Origin of the sequence: Amnibacterium endophyticum (assembly GCF_042680685.1) — a bacterium.
Taxonomy (GTDB): Bacteria; Actinomycetota; Actinomycetes; order Actinomycetales; family Microbacteriaceae; genus Amnibacterium; species Amnibacterium endophyticum.
On sequence record NZ_JBHUEA010000016.1, the window covers coordinates 38,736 to 63,545 of the forward strand.

At 74.5% G+C, this 24,810-nt stretch carries 26 protein-coding genes; 21 read left to right on the forward strand and 5 right to left on the reverse strand.

The genetic code is table 11. The features are described from left to right. Nucleotides 1-12: 12 nt before the first annotated feature. The 5 genes from ACFSBI_RS11030 (at nt 13) to ACFSBI_RS11050 (ending at nt 4,036) form a co-directional block, all read left to right on the forward strand. Nucleotides 13-381 carry a hypothetical protein gene (locus tag ACFSBI_RS11030; RefSeq protein WP_377934874.1) on the forward strand — a complete coding sequence of 123 codons (369 nt, stop codon included), beginning with the start codon at nt 13-15 and terminating at the stop codon, nt 379-381. Between the two features lie 76 nt (nt 382-457). After that, nucleotides 458-1,150 carry a hypothetical protein gene (locus ACFSBI_RS11035; RefSeq protein WP_377934876.1) on the forward strand — a complete coding sequence of 231 codons (693 nt, stop codon included), beginning with the start codon at nt 458-460 and terminating at the stop codon, nt 1,148-1,150. 60 nt (nt 1,151-1,210) lie between these two features. After that, entirely contained in the window at nt 1,211-2,104 is an 894-nt protein-coding gene (locus ACFSBI_RS11040) for a 5'-3' exonuclease (protein ID WP_377934964.1), read from the forward strand. Beyond that, nucleotides 2,101-2,916: a nitrilase-related carbon-nitrogen hydrolase gene (locus ACFSBI_RS11045; RefSeq protein ID WP_377934877.1), complete on the forward strand. Its 816-nt coding sequence runs from the start codon at nt 2,101-2,103 to the stop codon at nt 2,914-2,916. Before ACFSBI_RS11040 ends, ACFSBI_RS11045 begins: the two co-directional genes overlap by 4 nt. Nucleotides 2,917-2,986: 70 nt before the next feature. After that, entirely contained in the window at nt 2,987-4,036 is a 1,050-nt protein-coding gene (locus tag ACFSBI_RS11050) for an NAD(P)-dependent alcohol dehydrogenase (protein ID WP_377934879.1), read from the forward strand. 151 nt (nt 4,037-4,187) lie between these two features. Here the strand turns inward: ACFSBI_RS11050 and add are convergent, their stop codons facing one another. Beyond that, the gene (add, locus tag ACFSBI_RS11055; protein WP_377934881.1) at nt 4,188-5,159 is read right to left on the reverse strand and encodes an adenosine deaminase; all 972 of its coding nucleotides are present in this window, start codon (nt 5,157-5,159) and stop codon (nt 4,188-4,190) included. A 35-nt stretch (nt 5,160-5,194) separates the two neighbouring features. Here add and ACFSBI_RS11060 point away from each other — a divergent pair, with 35 nt between their 5' ends. The 3 genes from ACFSBI_RS11060 to ACFSBI_RS11070 all read left to right on the forward strand — a co-directional run bounded on the left by ACFSBI_RS11060 (nt 5,195) and on the right by ACFSBI_RS11070 (nt 6,645). Beyond that, nucleotides 5,195-5,947, forward strand: coding sequence for a hypothetical protein (locus ACFSBI_RS11060; protein ID WP_377934883.1), 753 nt, complete (start codon nt 5,195-5,197; stop codon nt 5,945-5,947). Nucleotides 5,948-6,043: 96 nt separating this feature from the next. Continuing rightward, nucleotides 6,044-6,229 (forward strand): hypothetical protein, encoded by a 186-nt coding sequence (locus ACFSBI_RS11065; protein ID WP_377934884.1) that lies wholly within the window; start codon nt 6,044-6,046, stop codon nt 6,227-6,229. A 71-nt stretch (nt 6,230-6,300) separates the two neighbouring features. Further along, on the forward strand, nt 6,301-6,645 hold the full coding sequence (locus ACFSBI_RS11070; RefSeq protein ID WP_377934886.1) for a hypothetical protein: 345 nt from the start codon (nt 6,301-6,303) through the stop codon (nt 6,643-6,645). Between the two features lie 17 nt (nt 6,646-6,662). Here ACFSBI_RS11070 and ACFSBI_RS11075 read toward each other — a convergent pair whose 3' ends face one another. Next, complete coding sequence (locus tag ACFSBI_RS11075) at nt 6,663-7,286, reverse strand: HEAT repeat domain-containing protein (protein ID WP_377934888.1); 624 nt, start codon at nt 7,284-7,286, stop codon at nt 6,663-6,665. A gap of 94 nt (nt 7,287-7,380) precedes the next feature. Between ACFSBI_RS11075 and ACFSBI_RS11080 the strand changes: the two genes are divergently transcribed. Further along, on the forward strand, nt 7,381-8,355 hold the full coding sequence (locus ACFSBI_RS11080) for an aldo/keto reductase (protein ID WP_377934890.1): 975 nt from the start codon (nt 7,381-7,383) through the stop codon (nt 8,353-8,355). Nucleotides 8,356-8,502: 147 nt separating this feature from the next. Beyond that, nucleotides 8,503-9,123, forward strand: coding sequence for a DUF4126 domain-containing protein (locus ACFSBI_RS11085; RefSeq protein WP_377934891.1), 621 nt, complete (start codon nt 8,503-8,505; stop codon nt 9,121-9,123). Between the two features lie 277 nt (nt 9,124-9,400). On the opposite strand, the gene cspE is transcribed toward ACFSBI_RS11085, so the two are convergent. Continuing rightward, nucleotides 9,401-9,604 carry a transcription antiterminator/RNA stability regulator CspE gene (cspE, locus tag ACFSBI_RS11090; RefSeq protein WP_377934893.1) on the reverse strand — a complete coding sequence of 68 codons (204 nt, stop codon included), beginning with the start codon at nt 9,602-9,604 and terminating at the stop codon, nt 9,401-9,403. A gap of 240 nt (nt 9,605-9,844) precedes the next feature. Between cspE and ACFSBI_RS11095 the strand changes: the two genes are divergently transcribed. The 11 genes from ACFSBI_RS11095 (at nt 9,845) to ACFSBI_RS11145 (ending at nt 22,990) form a co-directional block, all read left to right on the forward strand. After that, nucleotides 9,845-11,182: a serine/threonine-protein kinase gene (locus ACFSBI_RS11095; RefSeq protein ID WP_377934894.1), complete on the forward strand. Its 1,338-nt coding sequence runs from the start codon at nt 9,845-9,847 to the stop codon at nt 11,180-11,182. A 30-nt stretch (nt 11,183-11,212) separates the two neighbouring features. After that, a complete protein-coding gene (locus tag ACFSBI_RS11100) occupies nt 11,213-11,629 on the forward strand; it encodes a GtrA family protein (protein ID WP_377934895.1) in 417 nt (138 codons plus the stop codon). A 39-nt stretch (nt 11,630-11,668) separates the two neighbouring features. Continuing rightward, a complete protein-coding gene (locus ACFSBI_RS11105; RefSeq protein WP_377934897.1) occupies nt 11,669-13,414 on the forward strand; it encodes a serine/threonine-protein kinase in 1,746 nt (581 codons plus the stop codon). Between the two features lie 64 nt (nt 13,415-13,478). Next, the gene (locus tag ACFSBI_RS11110; protein WP_377934899.1) at nt 13,479-14,531 is read left to right on the forward strand and encodes an alpha/beta fold hydrolase; all 1,053 of its coding nucleotides are present in this window, start codon (nt 13,479-13,481) and stop codon (nt 14,529-14,531) included. A 60-nt stretch (nt 14,532-14,591) separates the two neighbouring features. Next, nucleotides 14,592-15,173, forward strand: coding sequence for a dihydrofolate reductase family protein (locus ACFSBI_RS11115; RefSeq protein WP_377934901.1), 582 nt, complete (start codon nt 14,592-14,594; stop codon nt 15,171-15,173). A 143-nt stretch (nt 15,174-15,316) separates the two neighbouring features. Then, nucleotides 15,317-16,951: an ABC transporter substrate-binding protein gene (locus ACFSBI_RS11120; protein WP_377934903.1), complete on the forward strand. Its 1,635-nt coding sequence runs from the start codon at nt 15,317-15,319 to the stop codon at nt 16,949-16,951. Between the two features lie 22 nt (nt 16,952-16,973). Then, nucleotides 16,974-17,930, forward strand: coding sequence for an ABC transporter permease (locus ACFSBI_RS11125; RefSeq protein ID WP_377934905.1), 957 nt, complete (start codon nt 16,974-16,976; stop codon nt 17,928-17,930). Continuing rightward, nucleotides 17,927-18,826, forward strand: a complete 900-nt coding sequence (locus ACFSBI_RS11130; RefSeq protein WP_377934907.1) for an ABC transporter permease — start codon at nt 17,927-17,929, stop codon at nt 18,824-18,826. The genes ACFSBI_RS11125 and ACFSBI_RS11130 overlap by 4 nt, the downstream gene beginning before the upstream one ends. Continuing rightward, nucleotides 18,823-20,664, forward strand: coding sequence for a gamma-glutamyltransferase family protein (locus ACFSBI_RS11135; protein ID WP_377934908.1), 1,842 nt, complete (start codon nt 18,823-18,825; stop codon nt 20,662-20,664). Before ACFSBI_RS11130 ends, ACFSBI_RS11135 begins: the two co-directional genes overlap by 4 nt. Further along, complete coding sequence (locus ACFSBI_RS11140; protein WP_377934910.1) at nt 20,648-22,261, forward strand: dipeptide ABC transporter ATP-binding protein; 1,614 nt, start codon at nt 20,648-20,650, stop codon at nt 22,259-22,261. Before ACFSBI_RS11135 ends, ACFSBI_RS11140 begins: the two co-directional genes overlap by 17 nt. A gap of 12 nt (nt 22,262-22,273) precedes the next feature. Then, nucleotides 22,274-22,990, forward strand: coding sequence for a GntR family transcriptional regulator (locus ACFSBI_RS11145; protein WP_377934912.1), 717 nt, complete (start codon nt 22,274-22,276; stop codon nt 22,988-22,990). Between the two features lie 25 nt (nt 22,991-23,015). Here the strand turns inward: ACFSBI_RS11145 and ACFSBI_RS11150 are convergent, their stop codons facing one another. Beyond that, complete coding sequence (locus tag ACFSBI_RS11150) at nt 23,016-23,528, reverse strand: cupin domain-containing protein (protein ID WP_377934913.1); 513 nt, start codon at nt 23,526-23,528, stop codon at nt 23,016-23,018. Between the two features lie 17 nt (nt 23,529-23,545). Then, nucleotides 23,546-24,727, reverse strand: a complete 1,182-nt coding sequence (locus ACFSBI_RS11155; protein ID WP_377934915.1) for a hypothetical protein — start codon at nt 24,725-24,727, stop codon at nt 23,546-23,548. Nucleotides 24,728-24,810 lie beyond the last annotated feature (83 nt).

Consider the following 24,810-nt stretch of genomic DNA (forward strand, 5'->3'; position numbering starts at 1 on the left):
GAGAGGCCGCCGATGGAGGGGCTGCTCGCGCTCCGGCCGCTCGAGTCGTTCCCGTCGGAGGCGGTCCCGCTCGAGGACGAGTCCAGGCCGCTCGACGACGACGGCGCGCTCGAGGACGGGTCCGTCCCGCTCGACGTGCTCGGGGACGACGTGCTCGAGCTCGACGAGCTGGAGGACGAGGCGGAGTGCGCTGCGGTGATCGCCGTGAACGCCGCGATCGAGCCGCCCGTCGTGAACCCGATGCCGAGCACCGCGAGCACCGTCGTCCACGCGCGCACCGCGATCCTGCCCTTCGACCTGATGTCCATGTGCGACCTCCCGGATCGAGATTCCGGGAGCGGGTCCGGCGGCGGCTCTACGCCGTCAGTGCGCCTCCTATGAAGCGGCGCCCGCACATGGGGTTCCTCGAATGCGGCACCGCACGTCGCGTCGCAGCACGTCGGCGCGATACTGCGGCGTGCCCTCAGCCGAGCCGCCTCCGCCGCACGAGGCGGAGCTGGACGCGCTGCGACGGCGCCTGTACCGGCCGGACGCCTCGGACGCCGACCGCGCCCGCTACGACGCGCTGCGGTCGAGGCTCGAGACGCGTCCCTCCACGACCGCGGAGGCGCCGGCTCCGCGACCGCGGCCGTCGCGGCGCGTGCTCCTGGGGAGCGCGCTCGTCGGCGCGCTGCTCGTCGTCGCCGCAGTGCTGTCCGCGACGACCGCGCCCGAGCCCGCGCCCACCGACTCCCGTTTGCCGAGCAGCGTCGTCACGCCGCCGGCACCGGACCCCGCGCAGGCGACGCCCGTCGCGGTGCAGGTCGCCGGGGAGGGCGGCGCGGTCACCGGGCAGCGGTTCCACGGCGTCGGGCCGGCGGTGGTCCCCCTGATCACCGGCGAGGCGCCGCTGACGGGCGGTCGCCTGGTCGTCGTGCTCACGGCCGACTCCGCCTCGCCGCTCGGCTGGACGGCCCTGGACCCGCGGTCGATCGGCAGCGGCCCGTCGACCCCGCGGGTCGTCGCGAGCAGCCCGAGCCGGCCGCGCAGCGGGATCGGGACGCCCGAGACCGCGACCTACGACGGCGCCCCGCCCCCGCAGATCGCGATCGACGCCCGCGACCGCACCGCGTGGGAGCTGACCGTCCTGCTGCTGCGGCCCGCGACCTGACCGCACGGTGCAGCCCGCTCGGGCACCCGCCATACTGCGGCCGTGCCCGAGTCCCGCCTGATGCTGCTCGACACCGCCGCGCTGTACTTCCGCGCGTTCCACGGGCTGCCCGAGACGATCACCGCGCCCGACGGCACCCCGGTGAACGCGGTGCGCGGCCTGCTCGACATCGTCGCGCGCCTGGTCGACGAGTACGCCCCGACCGACCTCGTCGCCTGCTGGGACGACGCATGGCGCCCGTCCTGGCGCGTCGCGCTGCTGCCGTCGTACAAGGCGCAGCGCCTCGACGACGAGGAGGCCGGGACCGAGACGGTGCCGGAGGCGCTGACCGCGCAGATCCCCGTGATCCGGGAGGCGCTCGACGCCCTCGGGGTCCCCGTCGTCGGCGCCGACGACCACGAGGCGGACGACGTGATCGGCACCCTCGCCGCTCGGGCGTCGACGCCGGTCGACGTCGTCACGAGCGACCGCGACCTGTTGCAGGTGGTCGACGACGCGCGGGGTGTCCGCGTGATCTCGACCGCGAAGGGCATGCGCGCCCTCGAGGTCGTGACCGACGAGGTGCTGCAGCAGCGGTACGGGGTGACCGCGGCGCAGTACGCCGACTTCGCGACGCTGCGGGGCGACCCCTCCGACGGCCTGCCCGGCGTCGCCGGCATCGGCGCGAAGACCGCCGCGTCCCTGCTGCAGCGCCTCGGCGACCTCGCCGGCGTGCTCGACGCCGCGCACCGCGGCGGCAGCGGACTCTCGGCCGGCCAGGCGCAGCGGCTGCGCGACGGCGCCGACTACGTGCGCCGGGCGCTCCCCGTCGTCGAGGTCGTCCGCGACCTCGACCTGCCCGCGGTCGACACCGCGATCCGGCTCACCGACGAGCGCCGCGCGGCCGCGGAGGACCTCGCGGCGCGCCTCGACCTCGGCCGCTCCATGGCTCGGGCGCTCGAGGCGCTCGCGTGACGCGGGTCGCCGCCGTCCAGCTGGCGCCGGTGCTCGGCGACCTGCCCGGCAACCTCGAGCGCGCCGCCGACGCGGTCGCGTCAGCCGCCCGCGACGGCGCCCGGCTCGTCGTGCTGCCGGAGCTCGCGACCTCCGGCTACGTCTTCGCCTCCGTCGAGGAGGCCCGCGACCTCGCCCTGCCGGCGGACGACCCGCGACTCGCGGCCCTCGCCCGCGCGGCCGGCGAGGCGGTGGTCGTCGTCGGCTTCGCCGAGGCGGCCGCCGACGGGCGGCTGCACAACAGCGCCGCTCTGCTCGACGCCTCGGGCGTCCGCGCCGTCTACCGGAAGGCGCACCTGTGGGACCGGGAGAAGCTGGTCTTCGCGCCCGGCGACGCCCGGCCTCCGGTCGTCGAGACGCCGGTCGGCCGGGTCGGGGTGATGGTCTGCTTCGACCTCGAGTTCCCGGAGTGGCCCCGGCTGGCCGCCCTCGCCGGCGCGGACGTGCTGGCGGTGCCGACGAACTGGCCGCGGGCCGCGGCGCACGCCGAGGGGCAGGCGTCGGAAGTCGTGATCGCGGCCGCGACCGCCCGCCTGAACCGCATGGCGGTCGTCTGCGCCGACCGCACCGGCGCCGAGCGCGGCGTCGACTGGACCGAGGGCACGCTGATCGTCGACGCCGACGGCCGGCTGCAGGGTCGTGTCGGCCCCGGGGCCGGGACGGCGTGGGCGGACCTCGACCTCGCCGCGTCGCGCGACAAGCGGCAGACGGCGCTCTCCGACCTGCTCGGCGACCGGCGGCCGGAGCTGTACGGGCCCCTCGCAGGGCGCTGAGCGCCGGTCCCCTACAGTCCTCCGGGGCCTCGCGGCCCCGCCATGACCGCACGACCCGATGGAGGCTCGCGTGCCCACGACCGTCCCCGCCCTGCTCACCGATGCGCCCGGCGCCGCGTTCCACCGCGGCACCGTCGAGCGCCGCGACCTCGGCCCGCGCGACGTCGCGATCGACATCGCCTTCGCCGGCATCTGCCACTCCGACATCCACCAGGTGCGCGAGGAGTGGGGCGGCGCGATCTTCCCGATGGTTCCGGGCCACGAGATCGCCGGCACGGTGACCGCGGTCGGCGCCGACGTGGAGGGCTACGCGGTCGGCGACCGCGTCGGCGTCGGCTGCTTCGTCGACTCCTGCCGCGAGTGCGAGTACTGCCTGGCGGGCGAGGAGCAGTTCTGCCTCAAGGGCAACGTCGGCACCTACAACGCCCGCGGCTACGACGGCGAGGTCACCTACGGCGGCTACAGCACGTCTGTCGTGGTCGACGAGCGCTATGTCCTCCGCATCCCGGACGGCATCGAGCTGGACGTCGCCGCTCCCCTGCTCTGCGCCGGCATCACCACCTACAGCCCGCTGAAGCACTGGGGCGTCGGTCCGGGCTCCAAGGTCGCCGTCGTCGGCCTCGGCGGGCTCGGGCACATGGCCGTCCAGCTCGCGAAGGCCATGGGGGCGGAGGTCACCGTCATCTCCCGCTCGCGCGGCAAGGAGGAGGACGGCCGCCGCCTCGGCGCCGACTCCTGGGTCGCGACGAACGAGGAGGGCGCGCTGAAGGCCTTGCGCAACACCTTCGACCTGATCGTGAACACCGTCTCGGCGGACGTCGACGTCGACGCGCTCGCCCGCACGCTCCGCGTCGGCGGCAGCCTGGTCTACGTCGGCGCGCCGAGCGAGCGGCAGTCCTTCGCCGTGTTCTCGCTTATCGGCGGGCGCCGCAGCGTCGCCGGCTCGAACATCGGCGGCATCGCCGAGACGCAGGAGATGCTCGACTTCTGCGGCGTGCACGGCATCGGTGCCGAGGTGGAGCGGATCGGGGCCGACGAGGTCACGGACGCCTACGACCGCGTCGTCGACGGCGAGGTGCACTACCGCTTCGTCATCGACACGGCGACCATCCCCGCCTGACGAGCCCGTCAGCAGGAACAGCGAGCCCGTCAGCAGGAACGACGAGTCCGTCAGCAGGAACAGCGACCTCCAGCAGGATCAGGAGGGCCGCCTGTTCCTGCTGAAGCGCTCCGTTCCTGCTGACGGACTCGGCCCGCCGTGCGGGGGTCGTTCAGCCCCGGCGCGCGGCGTCGAGCGCGGCGTGCAGCCGGGCGCGCTCCGCGTCGTCGACGAAGGCGGCGTCGAAGGAGTTGCGGGCGAGCGCCACCAGCTGCTCCTCGGTCGCGCCCGCCCGTCGCAGCGCCGCATGGTTCTCGTCGACCCCGCCGCCGAAGTACGCCGGGTCGTCGCTCGACACCGTGACGCGCACGCCCTGCTCGAGCATCGCGAACACGGGGTGCGCCGCCATGTCCGGCACCGCCCGCAGCGCGACGTTCGACAGCGGGCAGACCGTGAGCGCGACCTGCTCGTCGGCGATGCGGGCGACGAGGTCCGGGTCCTCCATCGCGCGCAGGCCGTGGTCGACGCGCTCCACGTGCAGCGCGTCGAGCGCCTCGCGGACGTAGTCGGGGCCTCCCTCCTCCCCCGCGTGCGCGACGAGCCGCAGGCCCTCGCTCGCCGCCCGGGCGTAGATGTCGGCGAAGAGCGCGGGCGGCCAGCCGACCTCCGCCGAGTCGAGCCCGACGCCGATGAAGCGGTCGCGGAACGGAGGGACCGCGTCGAGCGTCGCCTGCGCGGCGTCCGCGCCGAGGTCGCGGGTGAAGCACACGATGAGGTCGCAGGAGAGGCCGTCGGCGCGGGCCGCGGCGAACGCGGCGCCGAAGCCGTCCATGACGGCCTCGATCGGCACGCCGCGCTGCAGGTGCACCATCGGGTCGATAAACGACTCGGCGCGGACGACCCCGGCGGCGCGCGCCTGCGCGAGGTAGTGCTCCGCCAGCTCGAAGAAGTCCTGCTCGGTCCGCATGACGGCGAGGTCCGAGTCCCGCAGGTCGAGGAACTGCTGCAGGTCCGCGTAGACGTAGCGGCCGGGGTCGAGGTCGGGCACGGCGATCCCGTTGCGCCGGGCGAAGCGCGCGAGCAGCTCGGGGTCGAGGGCGCCCTCGACGTGCAGGTGCAGCTCGGCGGTCGGGATCACGTCCATGCACCGATCCTGCCCGCACGGCATACCGTCGTGCCGTGCGGCGGGACCGGGGAGCGGGGAGCGAGGACCGCGCGCCCGTGCCGCCTCCGGCCGAGGTCGACGACCTGCGCCGCCGCCTCTACCGGCCCGGGGCGGGCGAGGAGGACGTGCGGCGGTACGTCGCCGCCCGGCCCGATCCGACCGAGGATCCCGAGCCCGCCGACGAGGTCGCCGCGCCCCGCCGTCCCTGGTCCCGGCGCGGCACCGCGGCAGCGCTCGTCGCCGTCGGCGCAGGCCTGCTCGCCGTCGCGGCCGCGCTCGTGGCGCCTCCCGGCGGGGCCGCGCCCGCGCCGTCGGCGAGCGCCCCGCCGAGGCCGCTGCTGGTCGACGTCGGCGAGGGCCGCGCGATCGACGTCGCGCGGGGCAGCGAGTCCCCGCCCGCGGTCGTGTTCACCGAGCTGCAGGGCACCCCGGTGCTCGGCCGCCGCGTCGAGGGGCGCGGCACCGCCGTCGTCGCGCTCGGCGCCTCCGAGGACGCGACCGGCGGTCGCGCGGTCGTCGCGGTCGCGACGGACGTCGGGGCGCGGGTGACCTGGCGGGCGCTCCTCGACGTCGAGCGGCCGGACTGGACCTCGTCGGTGACCGTCCTCGCGCGCGGACGCGCCGCGAGCCCGGGCGACGACGTGCGCCCCACCGCCTTCACCTGGGAGGACCGCTCCCCGACCCGCATCGCCGTCGTCGCGCCGGTCGGCGTGCGGTGGGCGCTCGTGTACGCCGCGACCGTCGGCCCGGAGCCGACGCTGCGCTGAGGGTTCCGCCGCCCCAGAGGACGGAGGCTGAGGGCTTTCCGCACGACGGCCGACGCATCCACCCGCCGTTCACCTGCGCGGATGAGGCTGGCGGGCGTGTCCACCGCAGAGCCGATGATGCCCCACCCCGACGAGCCCGACACCGCCCTCGACCCGCGCCGCGACGCGCCGGTGCCGGAGGAGCACGACGAGCCGGCGGAGGCGAACGAGACGCTGACCAGCGCCGGCGAGGCGCACGCGGGCGAGGACCCGCTGCCGGCCTTCGAGGAGGAGCAGGGCTGAACCGCGCGGGCGCCAGCCCCGCAGCGTCCGACGGTTCGGGGAGGATGGCCTCCCGACCTTCGAGGAGCGCCATGACGGACGCCGGTGACCGGCAGGACGAGCCCGAGCAGCGTCCGACGACGCGCCGCAATCCGCTGCAGACCGCGTCCGACGCGGTCGTCAGCCCCTCCCTCGCCCGCACCAACCCCGCCGCCTCGGTCGCCGTCGCCGTCGGACTGATCGGGCTGTTCTTCCCCTCGTTCGGCGTGCTGCCCGGGCTCGGGGTCGTCGTCGCGGTGATCGGGATCGTGCGGAGCCGGCGGCTGGCGCGCGAGGGCGCGGAGGCGACGGGGCTCGGCCGGGCGGGGGTCGGCCTCGCACTCGCCGCCGCCGGGCTGCTGCGGCTGGTCCCCGCCGTCGCGCAGCTGACCGGCTGACCCGCGGCCGGTCGCACTCAGGGCAGCAGACGCCGCTTCGCCTCGCCGAGCGCCGCCTGGAACCCGTCGGCCTCGCCGTCCAGCAGCAGCCGCGTCGCGAGCGCGTGCGTCCGCGCCGCGAACGCGCCGCTGCCGGCCGATCGCTCGAGCACGGCCCGCGCCGGCTCGCCGAGCGCGACGAGGGCGCGCGACAGGCTCTGCCGGCTGTCGCGGTCCCGCAGTCCGAGCTCGGTCGCCAGGTCGTCCGCGAGCGCGGCCTCCTCCCCCTCGGGCACGAGCGTGACGGCGGCGCGCCAGGCGGCGCGGGCGACCGCGTCCTCCTCGTCGTGCAGCAGCGCGCCCGTCAGCGCCGGCCAGGCGCGGGCGTCGCCGATCTTCGACAGGGTGTGCAGCGCCTGGCTGCGCGCCTGCGGGAACGGGGAGGCGAGCTCCTCCACCAGCCGCGGCACGACGTCGTCCGCGCGCTGGCGCAGCAGTGCCCAGGTCAGCATGTCGCGCACGAAGAAGTCGGGCTCGATCCCGCAGCGCTCCACGAGCACGTCGATCGCGGCCGGGTCGCGGGTGGCGCCCGCGTCCATCGCCGCCGACAGCCGAGCGGAGCTGGACGCCGCGCGCAGCCGCTCCCCCAGCGGCGGCGTCACGACCGGCTTCCCTCGCGCATCGCTCCACGCTACGTCGCGCGGCGCCGACCACCGGCCGAGGTCGCACACATCCCTTCGGCCTACCGTTCGACGCATGCAGTACCGCGCACTCGGCCGCACCGGCCTGACCGTCTCGGACATCGGCTACGGCGCCTGGGGCATCGGCGGCGGCGCGTGGGTGGGCGCCGAGGACGACGAGTCGATCCGCGCGTTGGAGCGCTTCATCGAGCTCGGCGGCACGTTCATCGACACCGCCCGCGGGTACGGCCGCAGCGAGGAGCTCGTCGGCCGCGTGCTGCGTCGGCACGAGGGCGAGGGCCTGTTCGTCGCCACGAAGGTGCCGCCGAAGAACATGCAGTGGCCCGCGGCCGACGACACCGCGGTCGAGGACGCGTTCCCCGGCGTCCACATCCGCTTCAGCCTCGAGACGAGCCTCGCCGCGAGCGGGCTCGACGCGTTCGACGTGCTGCAGTTCCACGTCTGGAACGACCGCTGGCTCGGGCGGGGCGACTGGCTGGAGACCGTGCAGGCGCTGAAGCAGGAGGGCAAGATCCGGCACTTCGGCGTCTCGATCAACGACCACCAGCCCGGCAACGGCGTCGAGCTGGTGCGGAGCGGCCAGGTCGACACGGTGCAGGTGATCCACAACGTGTTCCACCAGGAGCCCGAGGAGGCGCTGCTGCCCGCGTGCGAGGAGCACGGGGTCGGCGTGATCGTCCGCGTCGCGCTGGACGAGGGCGGCCTGACCGGCCGCATCACGCCGGAGACCGAGTTCGCCGAGGGCGACTTCCGCGCCGGGTACTTCGGCGGCGACCGCAAGCAGCAGCTGCAGCAGCACGTGGACGCGCTCGTGCAGGACCTCGGCGTCGAGACCGACGAGCTGCCCGACCTCGCGCTGCGCTACGTGCTCGCGCAGCCGGCGGTGTCGACCGTGATCGCGGGCATGCGCTCCGTGCGCAACGTGGAGCGCAACGCCGCGACGAGCGACCGCGGCCCGCTCACGGCGGAGCAGTCGGCCGCCCTGAAGCGCGCCCGCTGGGAGCGCAACTGGTACACCCCGGCCGAGTAGCCGCCCCGGCGCACTCCGTCGGTCGAGCCGCTCCCCGCTGATCGGGCCGCTCCCCGCTGATCGGGCCTGTCGAGATCGCCCGCCGTGCGCGGCGACCGGCCATGATGGTCCGCGACCAACGAGCACAGACCGGCACGAGGAGGCGCCGTGATCGAGGCGCTGACCGGCACCGGCCTCGCCGCAGCCGCGGGGCTGAACGCCTACATCCCGATGCTGGCGCTGGGCCTGCTCTCCCGCTTCACGGGCGCGGTGTCGCTGCCCGCGGGCTGGACGTGGCTCGAGAACCCGTGGGTGCTCGGCATCCTCGGCGTCCTGCTGGTGATCGAGTTCGTCGCCGACAAGGTGCCGGCGGTCGACCACGTGAACGACATCGTGCAGACCGTCGTGCGCCCGGCGGCGGGCGGCATCGTCTTCGGGTCGGGGACCGCGACGGAGACGCCCGCGATCAGCGACCCCGGCGGCTTCCTCGCCTCCGGCGGCTGGGTGCCGGTCGCGCTCGGCGTCGTGCTGGCGCTGACCGTGCACCTCGGCAAGGCGGGCACGCGGGCCGTCGCGAACACGGCGACGGTCGGCGTCGCGGCGCCGGTGCTCAGCACCGCGGAGGACGTGTCCTCGATCGCGCTCGTCGCCGCGGCGATCCTGCTGCCGGCGCTGGTCGCGGTGCTCGTGGTCGCGCTGGCCGTGGGCCTCGTCCTGCTCGCGCGGACCGCGGTCCGGCGTCGGTCGAAGCGGCGGGAGCGCGACCCGCTGCGCTCCGCGGCCGACTGACCGGCGCTCCGCCGAAGCGCACGGGCGGCATCCGACACCCCGGGCGCCCGAGCACGCCCGTGCGGTCGGAACCCGCCCGGATCGTCGGGCATCGGAGTGCCGGAGCTCCAGGCGCGGGAATCCGGGCGCGATCGGCGCATCCGGGCGCATTCGAACGTCCGATCCCGCCCGGATCCGCCGATCCCGCCCGCCTCCGCCGGAGCTGCTGCTCGCGAGGGCGGAGCCGGAACGACAGCGGGGCCGGGCGCTTCGCGCCCGGCCCCGCCTCAGATCGAACTCAGAGGGCGCGGATGTTCGCGGCCTGCGGGCCGCGGTTGCCCTGCTCGACGTCGAACTCGACGCGCTGGTTCTCCTCGAGCGAGCGGTAGCCGTTGCCCGAGATCGCCGAGAAGTGGGCGAACACGTCGTTGCCGCCCTCGTCGGGAGCGATGAAGCCGAAGCCCTTCTCGCTGTTGAACCACTTCACGATGCCGGTAGCCATAGGGATCTCATTCCTGTCGAACTCGCACGGCGCGGGATTCCGCACCGCCACATCACGCTGAACACACGCGTTCGAGACCGACCGGATCATCCGGGAGTACTAGAGCCACCTGCAACACAACAACCAATGCCCCTCCAGCGTAGAGGGCGGACGGGTCGGAGCGCACCCCCGCCAGCCTTCTCGTTCCTTCCGTGTCCGCTCGTAGGCTCTCGCAGGGATGGACGGGCTGCGGAGGACGAGGTGAGCGCGCCCGGGAGCCTGATCGGCGGCCGCTACCGCCTCCAGCGCCTCATCGCCGCCGGCGGGATGGGTCTCGTCTGGCAGGCCGACGACGAGGTGCTGCGGCGCACGGTCGCGGTGAAGCAGCTGCGGATCCCGGTCGGCGCGGCCCCGGAGGCCGCCGAGCTGGCGGAGCAGCGCGCGCTGCGGGAGGCGCGGATCACCGCGCGGCTGCACCACCCGAACGCGGTGCCCGTGTTCGACGTCGTGGAGCACGACGGCGCGCCCCACATCGTCATGCAGTACGTGCCGTCGGAGCCGCTGTCGGCGGTGCTCCGCCGCGAGGGGGCGCTGCCGGTCGCCGAGGTGGCGCGGATCGGCGCGGAGGTCGCCGCCGCGCTCCAGGCCGCGCACGGGCTCGGCATCGTGCACCGGGACGTGAAGCCGGCGAACATCCTGATCGCCCAGCCGGGCGGCGTGGCGATGCTGACCGACTTCGGCATCTCGCACGCGGCGGACGACGGCGCGATCACGGCGACGGGGCTGCTGTCCGGCACCCCCGCGTACCTGGCGCCGGAGGTGGCGCTCGGCGAGGACTCGACGACCGCCTCCGACGTCTACTCGCTCGGCTCGACGCTGTACGCGGCCGTGGAGGGCCGCCCGCCGTTCGGGCAGGACGCGAACGCGGTCGCCCTGCTGCACCGGGTCGCCGCCGGGGCGTTCCCGGCGCCGGAGCGCAGCGGGCCGCTCGGGCCGCTGCTCATGCGGCTGATGGACCCGGACCCCGCGGAGCGCCCGTCGATGGCGGAGGCCGCTCGTGTGCTCGGAGAGGTGACCGCCGCGATCGCCCGGCGCGACGTCGCGCCCGCTGCGGCAGCGGGCGACGAGACGATCGCGGACGGCTGGACCCCGACCCTCCTCGTGCCCGTCGCGACGCGGGATGAGGAGGAGGACGAGGCGGCTGCCACCGTCCTCGTCGCAGCACCCGCCGAGGCGCCCGTCCCCGAGCGACGTCGGAGGCGGCTGCTGCCGTGGCTCGTCGGTGCCGCGGCGGTGCTGGTGATCGCGCTGGTCGGCTTCGGCCTGCTCCGGGGCGCACCGCCGGCACCGGCCGCTCCCCCGCCCACGACGCCCGTGAGCGCCGCGCCCTCGACGCCGAGCGCGACCCCGTCCGCGACGCCCTCCCTTACCCCGACCCCGACCCCGACGACTCCGTCGACCCCGTCGACTGCGCCTTCGACCTCCGGGCAGCAGGCGCCCGGGCCGGCGAACGGCGGCAAGCCTGGGAAGGGGAAGGGCAAGGACAAGCCGGGCAAGGGGAACGGGAAGGGCAAGGGCAAGGGCAACGGGAAGGGCTAGGAGCGAGCCGCACGGGCGAGACTGTCCGCGATGCCGACGCGCCTGATCCTCCTGCTGCGGCGCGTGCTCTCCTTCGCGGCGGGCTCCTCCGCGGGGCTCGTGATCGACCTCGGCGGGTTCCTCGCGCTGCACGCGGCAGGCGTCGTGCCGTGGCTCGCGAATGCGATCAGCTCGTCCGCGGCCGTCACCGCGGTCTACCTGCTCGTGACCCGCTACGCCTTCGGGGCGAACCGCCGCATCCGCACCTATGTCGCCTTCGTCGCCTGGTACGCCTCGGTGATCGTCGCGCTGTCCGCGGTGATCCAGCTGCTCACGACCGCGACCGGGGTCGACCCGTTCGTCTGGAAGCTGCTGTCGATCCCGGTCACCTTCACGGCGAACTTCCTCTTCAGCCAGCTGCTGTTCCGCGGGCGGCCGTCCAGGGCCTCGATCGGTCCGCGCCCATAGGATCGGCGCGATCGGCCGGTGGTGCTCGGAGGTGTCGCGATGAGTGCCCCCCAGGATCTGATCGCGGGCCGGTACCGGCTGCAGCGGCGGATCGCGGCCGGCGGCATGGGCGTCGTGTGGGAGGCGCGCGACGAGCTGCTGCAGCGCGCGGTCGCCGTCAAGCAGCTGCGGGCCTTCCAGTGGATCTCCGACGAGGAGGCCGCGCTCGCGAAGCAGCGGGCGATGCGCGAGGCGCGGATCACCGCGAGGCTGCACCACCAGCACGCCGTCCCGGTCTTCGACTCCGTCGAGTACGACGGCGAACCATGCCTGGTCATGCAGTACGTGCCGTCGGAGCCGCTGTCGGCGCTGATCCGGCGCAGCGGCGCACGCCCCGCCGCCGAGGTCGCCCGGATCGGCGCGGAGGTGGGAGCCGCCCTGGCGGCGGCGCACGCGCTCGGCATCGTGCACCGGGACGTGAAGCCCGGCAACATCCTGATCGCGGACGTCGACGGCGCCGCGATGCTGAGCGACTTCGGGATCTCGCACGCCCTCGGCGACGCCACGCTCACCGCGACCGGCTTCGCCCACGGGACCCCGGCGTACCTGGCGCCGGAGGTGGCGCGGGGCGATGAGTCGACCTTCGCCTCCGACGTCTTCTCCCTCGGCTCGACGCTCTATGCGGCCTCGGAGGGGCGACCGCCGTTCGGCGAGGAGCCGAACTCGATCGCGGTCCTCCACCGCGTCGCGGTCGGCGGGTTCCAGGCGCCGAGGGACAGCGGCGCGCTCGGCCCCCTGCTCATGCAGATGATGGCCTCGGATCCCGAGGCGCGACCCGTGATGCGGGAGGTGGCGCGGCGGCTCGCCGCCCTGCAGCAGCAGCTCGGCGACCAGCTCGCACCGACCATCCCCCTCGTGTCCGACGACGAGGTGCCGGACGACGACCCGGACCAGTCGACCGCCCGTCTCGACGACGATGCGCCGACGCTCGCGGCCGCTGCCACCGCCGCCGTCGCGATGACGCCTGCCGCTTCCACGGCGACGCGGACGACCACGGCCCCGGTCGAGCCGGCGACGGCATCGACAGAGTCGGACGATTCCACGACGGAGCCGGCGGCGACCCCTCCCGAGGCTCCTCCGCCCCCGGCCGAAGGCGCGGGTGCGGGCGGGAGCGGGGCGCCGAGACGCTCGAGGCGCCGCGCCGTGCTGATCGCCGTGATCGCCGCCGCGGTGGTGCTCCTGGCGCTGCTCGCCCTCGTGCCGCTGCTCCTCGCGCGGCCGGAGGCGGCGCCGGTCGCGACCGGCTCCCCCGCCACCGCGCCGACCTCCTCGGCGCCGTCGTCGTCCGCGTCTCCCTCGGCCAGTCCGACGCCCACGCCGACCCCGACTCCGACCCCTACGCCGACGGCGACGCCGAGCGCGACGGCCACCGCCTCGACCCCGGCCGCCCCTTCTGCCGCCAGCCCGCGGCCGGCCGCGAGCAGCGGTGCCGGCTCCGGGTCCTCGACGTCGCCGGTCGCGGCGATCCAGCGGTACTACACGCTCGTCCCCGGGAACACGGACGCCGCATGGCCGCTGATGACCGCGGACTACCAGACGAACCACGCGGGCGGTCGCGCCGCATACGACTCGTTCTGGGCGCAGGTCCGCTCGGTGAGGGCGTCGAACGTCCGCGAGATCGGGCCGAACCAGGTCGAGGCGACGCTCACCTACACGCGCAGCAGCGGCGTCGCCGTCGAGGACACCACCTTCCGGCTGGTCCGGGAGGGCGGCGTCCTGAAGATCGCCGACTCCGCCGTTCGCTGACCGCCGCATCCCCGATCAGTGCGAGACCGGGCGTGCCCGCAGCCGGGCGCCGCAGGATGAGCCCGTGACCGACGAGCCCCGCTTCTTCACCGTGGCCGACTTCGAGACGGAGTCGGGGGTCGTGCTGCCCGAGGCGCGCCTCGCCTATCGCGTGTTCGGCTCCCCGGACGCACCCCGCGGCGCGGTCCTCGTTCCCTCGCACTTCATGGCGGGCTCCGCGGACAACGAGTTCCTCATCGGCGAGGGGCTCGCCCTCGACCCGGCCGAGTGGTTCGTCGTCGCGACCGACCTGCTCGGCAACGGCGTCTCGTCCTCCCCCAGCAACACGCCCGCGCCGTTCGTCGGCCCGCGCTTCCCCGTCACGACGATCCGCGACACGATCGCGCTGATCCGGCGGCTGCTGACCGAGGAGCTCGGCGTCGACCACCTCGCCGCGGTCGTCGGCTTCTCGATGGGCGCGGAGCAGGCGTTCCAGCTGGCCGTCAGCGCGCCCGGCTTCGTCGACCGCGTCGTCGCGCTGGCCGGCACCGCCCGCTGCTGGCCGCACGGCGTCGCCCGGCTGGAGGGCCAGCTCGCCGCCCTCTTCGCCGACCCCGCGTTCGCCGGCGGCGAGTACGAGGAGCAGCCCGTCGCCGGCATCCGCGCGTTCGGCACGGTCTGGGCCGCCTGGCTGTACTCGCAGCAGTGGTGGCGGGACGAGCTGTGGCGGGAGGCCGACCCCGACGCGACCTTCGAGTCGACGATGGCCGGCTTCCGCGACGACTTCCTGCCCGGCGCCGACGCGAACGACGTCGTGCTGCACTGCCGCACCTGGCAGCAGCACGATGTCGGGACGACGCCCGGCTTCGACGGGAACACGCTCGCCGCGCTCACCTCGATCGAGGTGCCGGTGCTCGTCATGCCCGGCGAGACCGATCTCTACTTCCCGGTCGACGACGCCCGGTACGAGGCGGAGCAGATCCCGCACGCGGTGTTCCTGCCGATCCCGTCGCTCTGGGGCCACCCGGCCGGCGCCGGCGCGAGCCCCGCCGACCTCGACTTCGTGAACCGCGCCGTCCGGCGATTCCTCGCGGACGAGCCGATCCCGGAGGCGGAGGACGTGAAGCCGCGCAGCTGACCCGCGCCCTTGTCCCCGCCGTCGGGCGGGTGCAGCCTGGACGGAGGGATGGAGGTCCGGATGCGCAGGTACGTCGTCTCGGTGTGCGTCTCGATCGACGGCTTCCAGGAGGGCGTCGACGGCGACCTCTCGGTGATGCCCTTCGACGACGGGTTCAGCCGGCACAACGTCGAGCTGCTGCGCCGCGCCTCGACCGTCGTGCACGGCGGCCGCGGGTTCGACGGCGGCGCCTACTGGGCGGCCGTGCTGCAGGACGACGCGCAGCCGCCGATCGAGCACGAGATCGCCCGGCTGAACGAGGGGCTCGAGCACGTCGTCGTCTCCGACTCGGTGGAGGTCGACCCGAGCTGGCCGTGGGCAGATGCGACTCGGGTCGTACCGCGGGCGGAGGCGATCGAGGCGGTGCGGCGGATGAAGGGCGGCGACGGCGGCGACCTCGTCACCTACGGCAGCGCCACGACGTGGAGCCCGCTGCTCGAGGCCGGGCTCGTCGACGAGCTGCACGTGCTCGTCGGTCCCGCCGTCCTCGGCGGGGGCGGCCCGGCCTATCGCGGTGACCGGGTGCCGCTCCGCCTCCTCGACGCGACGGCGCTCCCCGACTCGCAGCTCGTGCGCCTGCGCTACGACGCGCGAGGGCGCTGAGCGCCGGCGCGTTCTCCGGCTCGAACGAATCCCGGCCCGCACACCGGATCCGTTCATGCGAACGAAACAGTTGTATACAACGGGCGTAACAGCGCGGTGATTGTCTGCAGTGGTCCGGTTCCGACCTCGTCCACGGAGTCCTCGTGCCCAGCAGCCCGCGCCGCCTCGCCCTCCCCCTCCTCGCCGCCGTCCTCGCCCTCGGCATCGCCGGCTGCGCGCCGGTGCAGAAGTCCACGTCGTCTCCCGCGGCGTCCGGCGCCGCGAAGCTGAGCGCGCCGATCGGCGACCGCACCGTGCAGGAGGGCGGCGACCTCGTGATGGCGCTGTCCGCCGAGCCGGACAAGCTGGACCCGACCACGTCGTCCTCGCTCTACATGCGCTACGTCGCCGAGACGATGTGCCAGAAGCTGTACGACATCGACGGCTCGGGGAAGCTCGTGCCGATGCTCGCGACGGCGCTGCCGACGACGTCGTCCGACGGGAAGACGGTCACGATCCCGCTGCGCTCCGGCGTGAAGTTCGCCGACGGCACGGCCTTCGACGCCGCGGCCGTCGTCACGACGCTGCAGCGCAATCTGACGAAGTCCGACTCGGCGCGCAGGAGCGAGCTGGGCCCGCTGACGAAGGTCGCCGCGGACGGGACGGGGTCGGTGCAGCTGACCTTCAGCGCGCCCTTCGCGCCGATCACCGCGGCGCTGGCCGACCGCGCGGGGATGATCATGTCGCCGAAGGCGCTGCAGGAGGAGGGTGACGACTTCGGGGACCACCCGGTCTGCGTCGGGCCGTACAAGTTCGTGAACCGCGTGCCGCAGACCTCGATCACGGTCGAGCGCGACCCGAACTACTACGCGCCGAAGACGGCGCACTTCGACCGGATCACCTACCGCATCATCACCGACGCGAGCATCCGGGCCGCGAACCTCCGCTCGGGCGACGTCCAGGTGGCGGACACGATCTCGAACCAGGACGTCGACGCCCTCAAGAAGGACTCGTCGCTCACCATGCTCCAGGTCGCCTCGCTCGGCTACCAGGGCATCACGGTCAACCTCGCGAACAAGAACGGCGTGGGCACGAAGCCCGAGCCGCTCGGCACCGACATCGCGAGCAAGCCGGAGGTGCGGCAGGCGCTGTCGATGTCGATCGACCGGAAGCAACTGGTCCGCACCGTCTTCAACGGCTACGCGGACGCGGCCTGCTCCCCCATCGGTGCGGCCAGCGTGTACGCCACCGCGGCGAGCAACGCCTGCCCGGCCTACGACCCGGCGAAGGCGAAGCAGCTGCTGAAGGACGCCGGGGTGACCGCGCCCGTCTCGTTCGAGATGGAGGTCGTGAACAGCCCCGACAGCATCCGCCTCGCGCAGGCACTGCAGGCGATGGTGAAGGACGGCGGGTTCGACGTGCAGATCAAGCCGGTCGAGTACACGACCCTGCTCGACGACCAGACGAAGGGGAAGTACGAGACGGTGCAGCTCGGCTGGTCCGGCCGCGTCGACCCGAACGGCAACACCTTCAACTTCCTGACGACCGGCGCTGGCCTCAACTACGCCGGCTACAGCAGCAGCGAGATGGACGACCTGCTGACGCAGGCCGCGTCCGCGGGCTCCACCGCCGAGCGCGCGGGGCTCTACGGGAAGATGACGGCGCTGCTGCAGCAGGACGACCCGATCATCTACCTGTACCGGCCGCTGAACCTCACCGCGGTCAGCGACGCGATCGGCGGGGTGTCCACCTACGCGGACGGCGTGGTGCGGCTCAGCACCGCGGCGTTCGTGAAGTAGGACACGGGTCCCGGAGCGCGTCGTGACCCGCTACCTGCTCACCCGGCTCTGGCAGTCGGCCCTCACCCTGGTGCTCGCGTCGCTGGTCGTGTTCATCGGGGTCCGGGCCCTGCCGGGCGACCCCGCGCTGGCGCTCGCCGGCGAGGAGGCGACGCCCGCCAGGCTCGCCGCCGTCCGCGCCGAGCTCGGCCTCGACCAGCCGCTGGTCGTGCAGTACCTGCGCTTCGCCGGCGAGTTCCTCACCGGGCACCTCGGGCGCAGCACGAGGACCGGCACGCCGGTCGGCCAGCTGATCGGCGCGACGCTGCCGGTGACGATCTGGCTCGCGCTCTACGCGGTGGTCGTCGCGGTCGTCGTCGGCATCGCGTTCGGAGTGCTCGCCGAGCGCTACCGCGGCCGCTGGCCGGAGTGGGTCGCGAACGCGGCCGCGCTGCTCGGGCTGTCCGTGCCGAGCTTCTGGCTCGGGATCCTCGCGATCCTGTGGCTGGCCGTGGGCCTGCGCCTGTTCCCCGCGTCCGGCTACGTGCCGATGTCGACCGACCCGGTGCGGTCGCTGTACCACCTGACGCTGCCCGCCGTCATCCTCGGGATCGGGCTGGCGGCCGTGATCATGCGGCAGACGCGGGCGTCGATGATCGAGACGATGCAGACCGACTTCGTGCGCACGGCCCGCGCGAAGGGCCTCAGCCGCTCGCGGGTGCTGCTGCGCTACGGCCTGCGGAACTCGCTGATCGTCGTCATCACGATCGTCGGGCTGCAGCTCGGCGGGCTGATCTCCGGGGCCGTCGTGACCGAGAGCATCTTCGCGCTGCCGGGCTTCGGCAAGCTGACGCTCGACAGCGTCTTCACCCGCGACTACCCGGTGATCCAGGCCGTCGTGCTGATCATCACCTTCGGGTACGTCGTCATCAACCTCGCGGTCGACGTCCTCTACTCCGTCGCGAACCCGCGGGTGCGCGTGACGGGGGCCACCTCGTGAGCGTCGCGACGGACCTCGCCGCAGTCCCCGACCTCGGCACCGGACGAGGACGCGTCTGGCGCCGGCTGCGGCACGAGCCCCTCGGCATGGTCGGCCTCGCCCTGATCGCGCTGGTCGTGCTCGCGGGCGTCGTCGGTCCGTTCGTCGCCCCCTACGGACCCGCGGAGACGCACTTCGACGCGCCCTTCCAGCAGCCCGGCACGATCGGGTACGTGCTCGGCACGGACGACCTGGGCCGCGACATCCTGACCCGCACGCTCTACGGCATCCGCGTCTCGCTGCAGGTGGGCCTGCTGTCGGTGGCGCTGGCGGTCGTCGTCGGCACGCCGCTCGGGCTGGTCGCCGGGTACTGGCGACGACTGGACGGAGTCGTGTCACGCCTGACGGACGTCGCGCTGGCGTTCCCCTTCCTGATCCTCGCGGTCGGCCTCGCGGCCATCAACGGCCCGAGCCTCGGCAACGCGGTACTCGCGATCGGCATCTCGCACGTGCCGGGCATGATCCGCATCGTCCGCGGCGAGACGCTGCGGATCGCCGCCAGCGACTTCGTGCTGAGCGCCCGCACCATGCACGCGGGCGGGGTGCGGATCATGGCGCAGCACGTGCTGCCGAACGCGGTGTCCGCGATCGTCGTGCAGGCGACCGTGATCATGCCGGTCGCGGTGATCGGCGAGGCGGTGCTGTCGTTCCTCGGGCTCGGCATCCGCCCGCCCACCCCGAGCCTCGGGATCATGCTGTCCGACGCGCAGCAGTACCTGCAGCGCGCGCCGTTCGCCGCCGTCGTGCCGGGCGCGTCCATCGCGCTGATCTGCCTCGGCTTCAACCTGTTCGGGGACGCGCTGCGCGACGCGCTCGACCCGACCGCCGGATCCCGTCGCCGAGGACGTGCACGATGACCTTCACCCCGCCCGCCGAGTTCATCACCCGTCCCGACCTGGTCGGCCGGTTCGGCATGACCTCCTCCACCCATTGGATCGCGACCGGCACGGCGCAGTCGGTGCTCGAGCGCGGCGGCACCGCGTTCGACGCCGCGGTCGCCGGCGGCTTCGTGCTGCACCTGGTGGAGCCGCACCTGAACGGGCCGGGCGGCGACCTGGTCGGGATCTTCGCGGCGGTCGAGCAGCCGGGGCGGCCGCGGGTGTTGATGGGACAGGGCCCGGCACCGGCCGGCGCGACGGTCGAGCACCTGCGCGCCGAGGGGCTGGATCTCGTGCCCGGGGCGGGGGCGCTGGCCGCCGCGGTGCCCGGCGCGGTCGACGCGTGGCTGCTGCTGCTGCGCGACCACGGCACGTGGGAGCTCGCCGACGTGCTGGCGTACGCGCTCGCCGTCGCCCGCGACGGCCACCCGCTCTCCCCCGGCGCAGCCCGGACGATCGCGACGGTCGCCGAGCTGTTCCGCGAGGCGTGGCCGACCTCGGCGGAGCGCTGGCTGGTCGACGGCGCTGCGCCCGAGGCCGGGCAGGTGGTGCGGAACGAGGCCTGGGCGTCCGTGCTCGACCGGCTGGTCGCTGCAGGCGGGGACGCCGCGGACGGCCTCGAAGGCGAGGACGCGCGCCGGGCTCGCATCGACGCGGCCCGCGACGAGTGGGCGGGCGGATTCGTCGCCCGCATGGTCGATGCCTCCGTCCGCACGCCGCACCGTCACTCGACCGGCACGGACCACGCCGGCGTCATCCGCGCCTCGGACATGGCGGCGTTCCGCGCCTCCGTCGAGGACGCCGTGACGACGACCTTCCGCGGTCGGACGATCGCGAAGGCCGGCGCGTGGAGCCAGGGGCCGGCGCTGCTGCAGATGCTCGCGATCCTCGATCCGCTGCCCGACGAGCGGCTCGACCCCTCGACGGTCGCGGGCGCGCACACGGTCCTCGAGACGATCAAGCTGGCGCTGGCGGACCGGGAGGCCTACTACGGCGACCACGCCGTGGCGCTCGACCCGCTCCTCTCCTCTGCCTACGCGGCCGAGCGCCGCGCGCTGATCGGACCGCGCGCGTCCGCCGAGCTCCGCCCCGGTGCCGCGATGCCGGCGGGGGCGCTCCCGCCGCTGCGGATCGAGTACGCGCCGCCGGAGCGGCAGCCCGCCTTCGCCGGCGTCGGTGAGCCGACCGTGCGCTCGGCGGAGGGCGTCGTCGCGCCGACCGGCGAGACCCGTGGCGACACGGTGCACATCGACGTCGTCGACCGATGGGGCAACACGATCTCCGTGACCCCGTCGGGCGGCTGGCTGCAGTCGTCGCCGCACATCCCCGAGCTGGGGTTCTGCCTCGGCACGCGGATGCAGATGACCTGGCTCGACGAGGAATCGGCCTCCGGGCTGGCGCCCGGCCGCCGCCCGCGCACCACCTTGACGCCGACGCTGGTGCTGCAGGACGGCGAGCCCGTCGCGGCGCTCGGCTCCCCCGGTGGCGACCAGCAGGACCAGTGGCAGCTGCTGTATTTGCTGCGCACGATCGTGGGCGGGTACACCCCGCAGCAGGCGATCGACGCCCCGGCCCTCCACACGACCTCCTTCCCCAGCTCGTTCTGGCCGCGGACGTGGACGCCTGCCGGCGTCGTCGCGGAGGACAGGCTGGGCGAGGACGTGCTGCGGGGCCTGGAGGCGCTCGGTCACCGCGTGATCCGGTCGGGCGACTGGTCGCTCGGCCGCCTCTCCGTCGTCACCCGCGACCCGGGCAGCGGGCTGCTCGGCGCCGCCGCGAACCCCCGAGGAGGGCAGGCCCATGCCGCAGGTCGTTGAACCCGAACCGCTGCTGAGCGTCCGCGGGCTCACCGTCGCGTTCGGCGACCGGGAGGTCGTGCACGGCGTCGACCTCGACGTCGCCCGCGGCGAGCGGGTCGCGATCGTCGGCCAGTCCGGCTCCGGCAAGTCCACAGTGGTCGCGGCGCTGCTGCGGCTCCTCCCGGGGGCGGGGCATGTGACAAGCGGCAGCATGCGGCTCGACGACGTCGACCTCGCCGCCGCCGACGAGACCGTCATGCGCGGTGTACGAGGCCGCAGGATGGGGCTCGTGCCGCAGGATCCCGGCACGAACTTGAACCCGTCCATGCGGGTCGGTGCCCAGGTCGCAGACGCACTGCGCGCCTCCACCCGCCTCGGTCGTGCCGACGTCGCGCGGCGGACGATCGAGCTGATGACCGAGGCCGGCATCCCGGACGCCGAGCGGCGGGCGAAGCAGTACCCGCACGAGTTCTCCGGCGGCATGCGGCAGCGGGTACTGATCGCGATCGCCCTCGCGGGCGCGCCGCAGCTGCTGATCGCCGACGAGCCGACCAGCGCCCTCGACGTCACCGTGCAGCGGCGGATCCTCGACCACCTCGAGACCCTCGTCGCCGCCCGCGGCACCTCGCTGCTGCTCGTGACGCACGACCTCGCGCTCGCGGCCGAGCGGGCGGACCGGGTGGTCGTGATGCTCGACGGGCGGGTCGTCGAGCAGGGCCCCGCCGCCGCGGTGCTCGCCGCCCCCGAGCACGAGTACACGCGGCGGCTCGTCGCCGCCGCGCCCGGCGTCGCCGCCGCCCGGGACCGGGCGATGGCGCCCGCCGACGTCCCGCCGACCTCGATGCTCGTCATCGAGGACCTCGTGAAGGAGTACCGCATCCGCGGACGGCGCGAGACGGTGCGGGCACTCGACGGCGTCTCGTTCGAGGTGCCGCGCGGCGAGACGACCGCGATCGTCGGCGAGTCCGGGTCGGGCAAGACGACGATCAGCCGGATCGTCCTCGGTGTCGAGCCGGCCACGAGCGGTCGGGTGCTGATCGACGGTCAGCGGCTCGAGGACGCGCGGGGCCCCGCCCTGAAGGCGCTGCGGCGGCGGATGCAGCCGGTGTTCCAGGACCCGTACGCCTCCCTTGACCCGACCTGGAGCGTCGAGCGGCTGGTCGACGAGCCGCTGCGCGTCTTCGGCGTCGGGGACCGCGCCGAGCGGCGGACGCGCGTCGCCGAGCTGCTCGACCAGGTCGCGCTGCCGCGCAGCGTCGCGCAGCACCGCCCGGTCGAGCTGTCCGGCGGGCAGCGGCAGCGGGTCGCGATCGCCCGCGCGCTCGCGCTGCACCCGCAACTGCTGATCTGCGACGAGGCCGTGTCGGCGCTCGACGTGCTGGTGCAGGACCAGATCCTGCGCCTGCTCGCCGACCTGCAGCAGCAGCTGGGGCTCACCTACCTCTTCATCACCCACGACCTCGCCGTGGTGCGGCAGATAGCCTCGAGCGTCGTCGTGATGCAGCGCGGCCGCCTGATGGAGCGCGGAGCCGTCGGCGACGTGTTCGATGCGCCGCAGGAGGAGTACACGCGTGAGCTGCTCGGAGCGATCCCCGGGGCGGAGCTGGTGGCCTGAGGCGGCCGGGCGATGAGCGTCATCGACGACGTCCGCCGCGACATCGTCGCCGGCGTGCTGCCGCCCGGCAGCCGGCTGACGGAGGCGTCGCTCGCGGAGCGCTACGGCGTCTCGCGCGTGCCGGTGCGGGAGGCCCTGCGGGGCCTCGAGGGCGAGGGCTTCGTCGCGTCGCGCCCGCACGTCGGCTCCAGCGTGGCGCAGATCCCGCTCGACGAGGCCGACGACCTCTTCGCCGTGCGGGAGGCGCTCGAAATGGCGACCGCGGGCCGCGCCGCCGCCCGGGCGAAGGCGATGTTCTCGGCGCCCGCGCCCCACGCGGACTGGTGGGAGACGCGGCGCGAGCTCGAGCTGATCCTCGACGAGGGCGACGCGGCGGTGGCCCGCGACGACCTGGACCCGCTGGTGGAGCTGAACGACCGGTTCCACGTCGGGATCGCGGTCCTGTCGGGCAGCCCGACGCTCGCCTCGCTGCTGCGGCAGCTGTCGCGGAAGATCGAGTGGCTGTACGCCCTCGACACCTTCTCACGCGGGAAGCGGCTGTGGCCGGACCACCGACGGATCCTCGCCGCGATCGACGCGGGCGATCCCGGCCGCGCCGTCGAGCTGATGGGCGCGCACGTCCGCGGCTCGCGAATCGGCTGGGCCCGCCGCGGCGGCGACGCCGACCTGATCGCCGAGCTCGAGCGGGTCCCGCCCTCCGCGACCGGAGTGCTGTCCGAGATCCTCTGAGCGGAACACCTCCGCAGCCGCGGTTTCAGGGCCGGTTCAACCGCTCCACCAGCTCCCGCGTGAGCCACGGCGCGGAGCCCGCCCACCGCTCCACGTCCTCGGGCGGCAGCCCGACCCGCACCCGGTCCTCCGTCCAGCCCGGCGCGACGACGGTCGTCAGCAGCGCGAAGCCGTCCGGCTCGAGCAGCCGCATCCCCTTCCACGACCCGGCCGGCACGGTGATCGCGAGCTGCTGGCCGCCCGCGACGTCGTGCCCGAGCACGGTCCGCCGCGGCGCGCTCCCCTCCGTGAGCACCGCGTACTCGACCGGTCCGCCGTCGACGTGCACGTGGGTGTCGTCGGCGTCGAGCCGGTGCCACACGTTGACCGGCCGCCCCGCGTCGAGCAGGTAGTGGATCGCGCTGCAGGCCGGCAGGGTCCGCCCGCTCATCTGCACCTCGGTCGGCGAGACGGCCTGCGGCGCCCACCAGCCGGACTCGTCCGGCAGCGGCTCGAGCCCGAGCAGGGCGATCCAGTCGCGGGCCGTCCGGATCGTCACGCGGCCATCCTCGCCGCTCAGCGGGCGGCCGCGAGGATCGCCTCCGCCAGCCGCTCGGCGTGCGGGGTGTTGTCGATCTGGATCGCGTCGGAGCCGAGGGTGAGGAGCACCGTGCAGATGTTCCCGGAGGAGCCGCAGCTCGACACCGCCTGCTCCCCCGACACCAGGCCCTTGAGGTCCGCCCGATGGAGCGAGCCGCGCTGCGCCGGGTCCTTCGCGACGTCGTCCACGGCCCACGCCTGGTCGGGTCCGACCGTCACCGTTGCGATCTCGACCGGGATCTGCTGGTCCGGGTCCTCGATGTGGCAGACCGAGTCACCGACGCGCAGCTCCGCGGCGGCGTAGAGCGAGGAGAGCTTCGGGTCCGGCTGGTAGTCGGTCGCGATGCTCGTGCCCTGCACGTCGAGCGCCGGGGCGAGCGCCGCCTTCTTCAGGTAGTTCACGCAGTCCGCCTTCCCGTTCGCCGGCAGGTGCGCCGGGAACGTCAGCTGTGCGGCGCTCGCGTCCTGCACCGTGCGGAACGCGGACTCGACGGCGGGCTTCAGGCCGGCGAACACCTGGTCGTCGGTCTCCTTCGCGAAGGCCGACGTGCCGCCCTCGCGTGAGCCGGTGATCAGGTCGACCCGCACCCAGCTGGAGCCGACGGCCGCCGTCGCCCCGCAGCCGGGGTCGCCGCACGTCGCGGCTGCGGAGATCCCGGCGAACGTGCGGCGCTGGTCGGTCGGCGCGTCGCCGTACATCGACCCGGTCCACTGGTCCGCGGCGTCCGGCAGGATCGAGACCATCAGCGTCGCGGGACCGGCCTCCGAGTTCGGGGGCCCGGCGACCCACGAGCAGGCGAGGCCGCCCGCGCCCTGCAGCGCCTTCACGCCGGTGAGCAGCCCGCCCGGGATCACGTCGTACCCGGTGCCTCCGCGCAGCACCACCCAGTCGTCGGAGGGCTGCCCCGCCGCCAGCGCCTTCACGACGTCCTGCTTCGGCACGAGGTCGTCGCAGGTGAGCGCTGAGGCTGGTGCGGCGGAGGGCGTGGCCGACGGCGTCGTGCTCGAGGCGGCGCTGGCCGGCGTGACCTGCGGCGCCGCGGGCGCGGTACCACCCTGGGAACACCCGGTCACGAGTCCGGCGACGGCCAGCGCGAGCGCGGCGGCGGCCGGTCCGGTCCATCGGGACCGCTTGGTGGAGTCGAAGGTTCCGCTCATACCCATGGACTGTCCGCTCGGACCGTGACGGTTCCCTGGGCGCCGTGATCCGGATGCGGAAGCGTGCTGCCCATTCCCCTCCG

Coding starts and splice junctions, on each gene's coding strand:
- ACFSBI_RS11030 (WP_377934874.1), top strand. CDS start 13: ATGGAGGGGCTGCTCGCGCTCCGGCCGCTCGAGTCGTTCCCGTCGGAG.
- ACFSBI_RS11040 (WP_377934964.1), top strand. CDS start 1,211: ATGCTGCTCGACACCGCCGCGCTGTACTTCCGCGCGTTCCACGGGCTG.
- add (WP_377934881.1), bottom strand. CDS start 5,159: ATGGACGTGATCCCGACCGCCGAGCTGCACCTGCACGTCGAGGGCGCC.
- ACFSBI_RS11070 (WP_377934886.1), top strand. CDS start 6,301: ATGACGGACGCCGGTGACCGGCAGGACGAGCCCGAGCAGCGTCCGACG.
- ACFSBI_RS11080 (WP_377934890.1), top strand. CDS start 7,381: ATGCAGTACCGCGCACTCGGCCGCACCGGCCTGACCGTCTCGGACATC.
- cspE (WP_377934893.1), bottom strand. CDS start 9,604: ATGGCTACCGGCATCGTGAAGTGGTTCAACAGCGAGAAGGGCTTCGGC.
- ACFSBI_RS11100 (WP_377934895.1), top strand. CDS start 11,213: ATGCCGACGCGCCTGATCCTCCTGCTGCGGCGCGTGCTCTCCTTCGCG.
- ACFSBI_RS11105 (WP_377934897.1), top strand. CDS start 11,669: ATGAGTGCCCCCCAGGATCTGATCGCGGGCCGGTACCGGCTGCAGCGG.
- ACFSBI_RS11115 (WP_377934901.1), top strand. CDS start 14,592: ATGCGCAGGTACGTCGTCTCGGTGTGCGTCTCGATCGACGGCTTCCAG.
- ACFSBI_RS11135 (WP_377934908.1), top strand. CDS start 18,823: ATGACCTTCACCCCGCCCGCCGAGTTCATCACCCGTCCCGACCTGGTC.
- ACFSBI_RS11140 (WP_377934910.1), top strand. CDS start 20,648: ATGCCGCAGGTCGTTGAACCCGAACCGCTGCTGAGCGTCCGCGGGCTC.
- ACFSBI_RS11145 (WP_377934912.1), top strand. CDS start 22,274: ATGAGCGTCATCGACGACGTCCGCCGCGACATCGTCGCCGGCGTGCTG.
- ACFSBI_RS11155 (WP_377934915.1), bottom strand. CDS start 24,727: ATGAGCGGAACCTTCGACTCCACCAAGCGGTCCCGATGGACCGGACCG.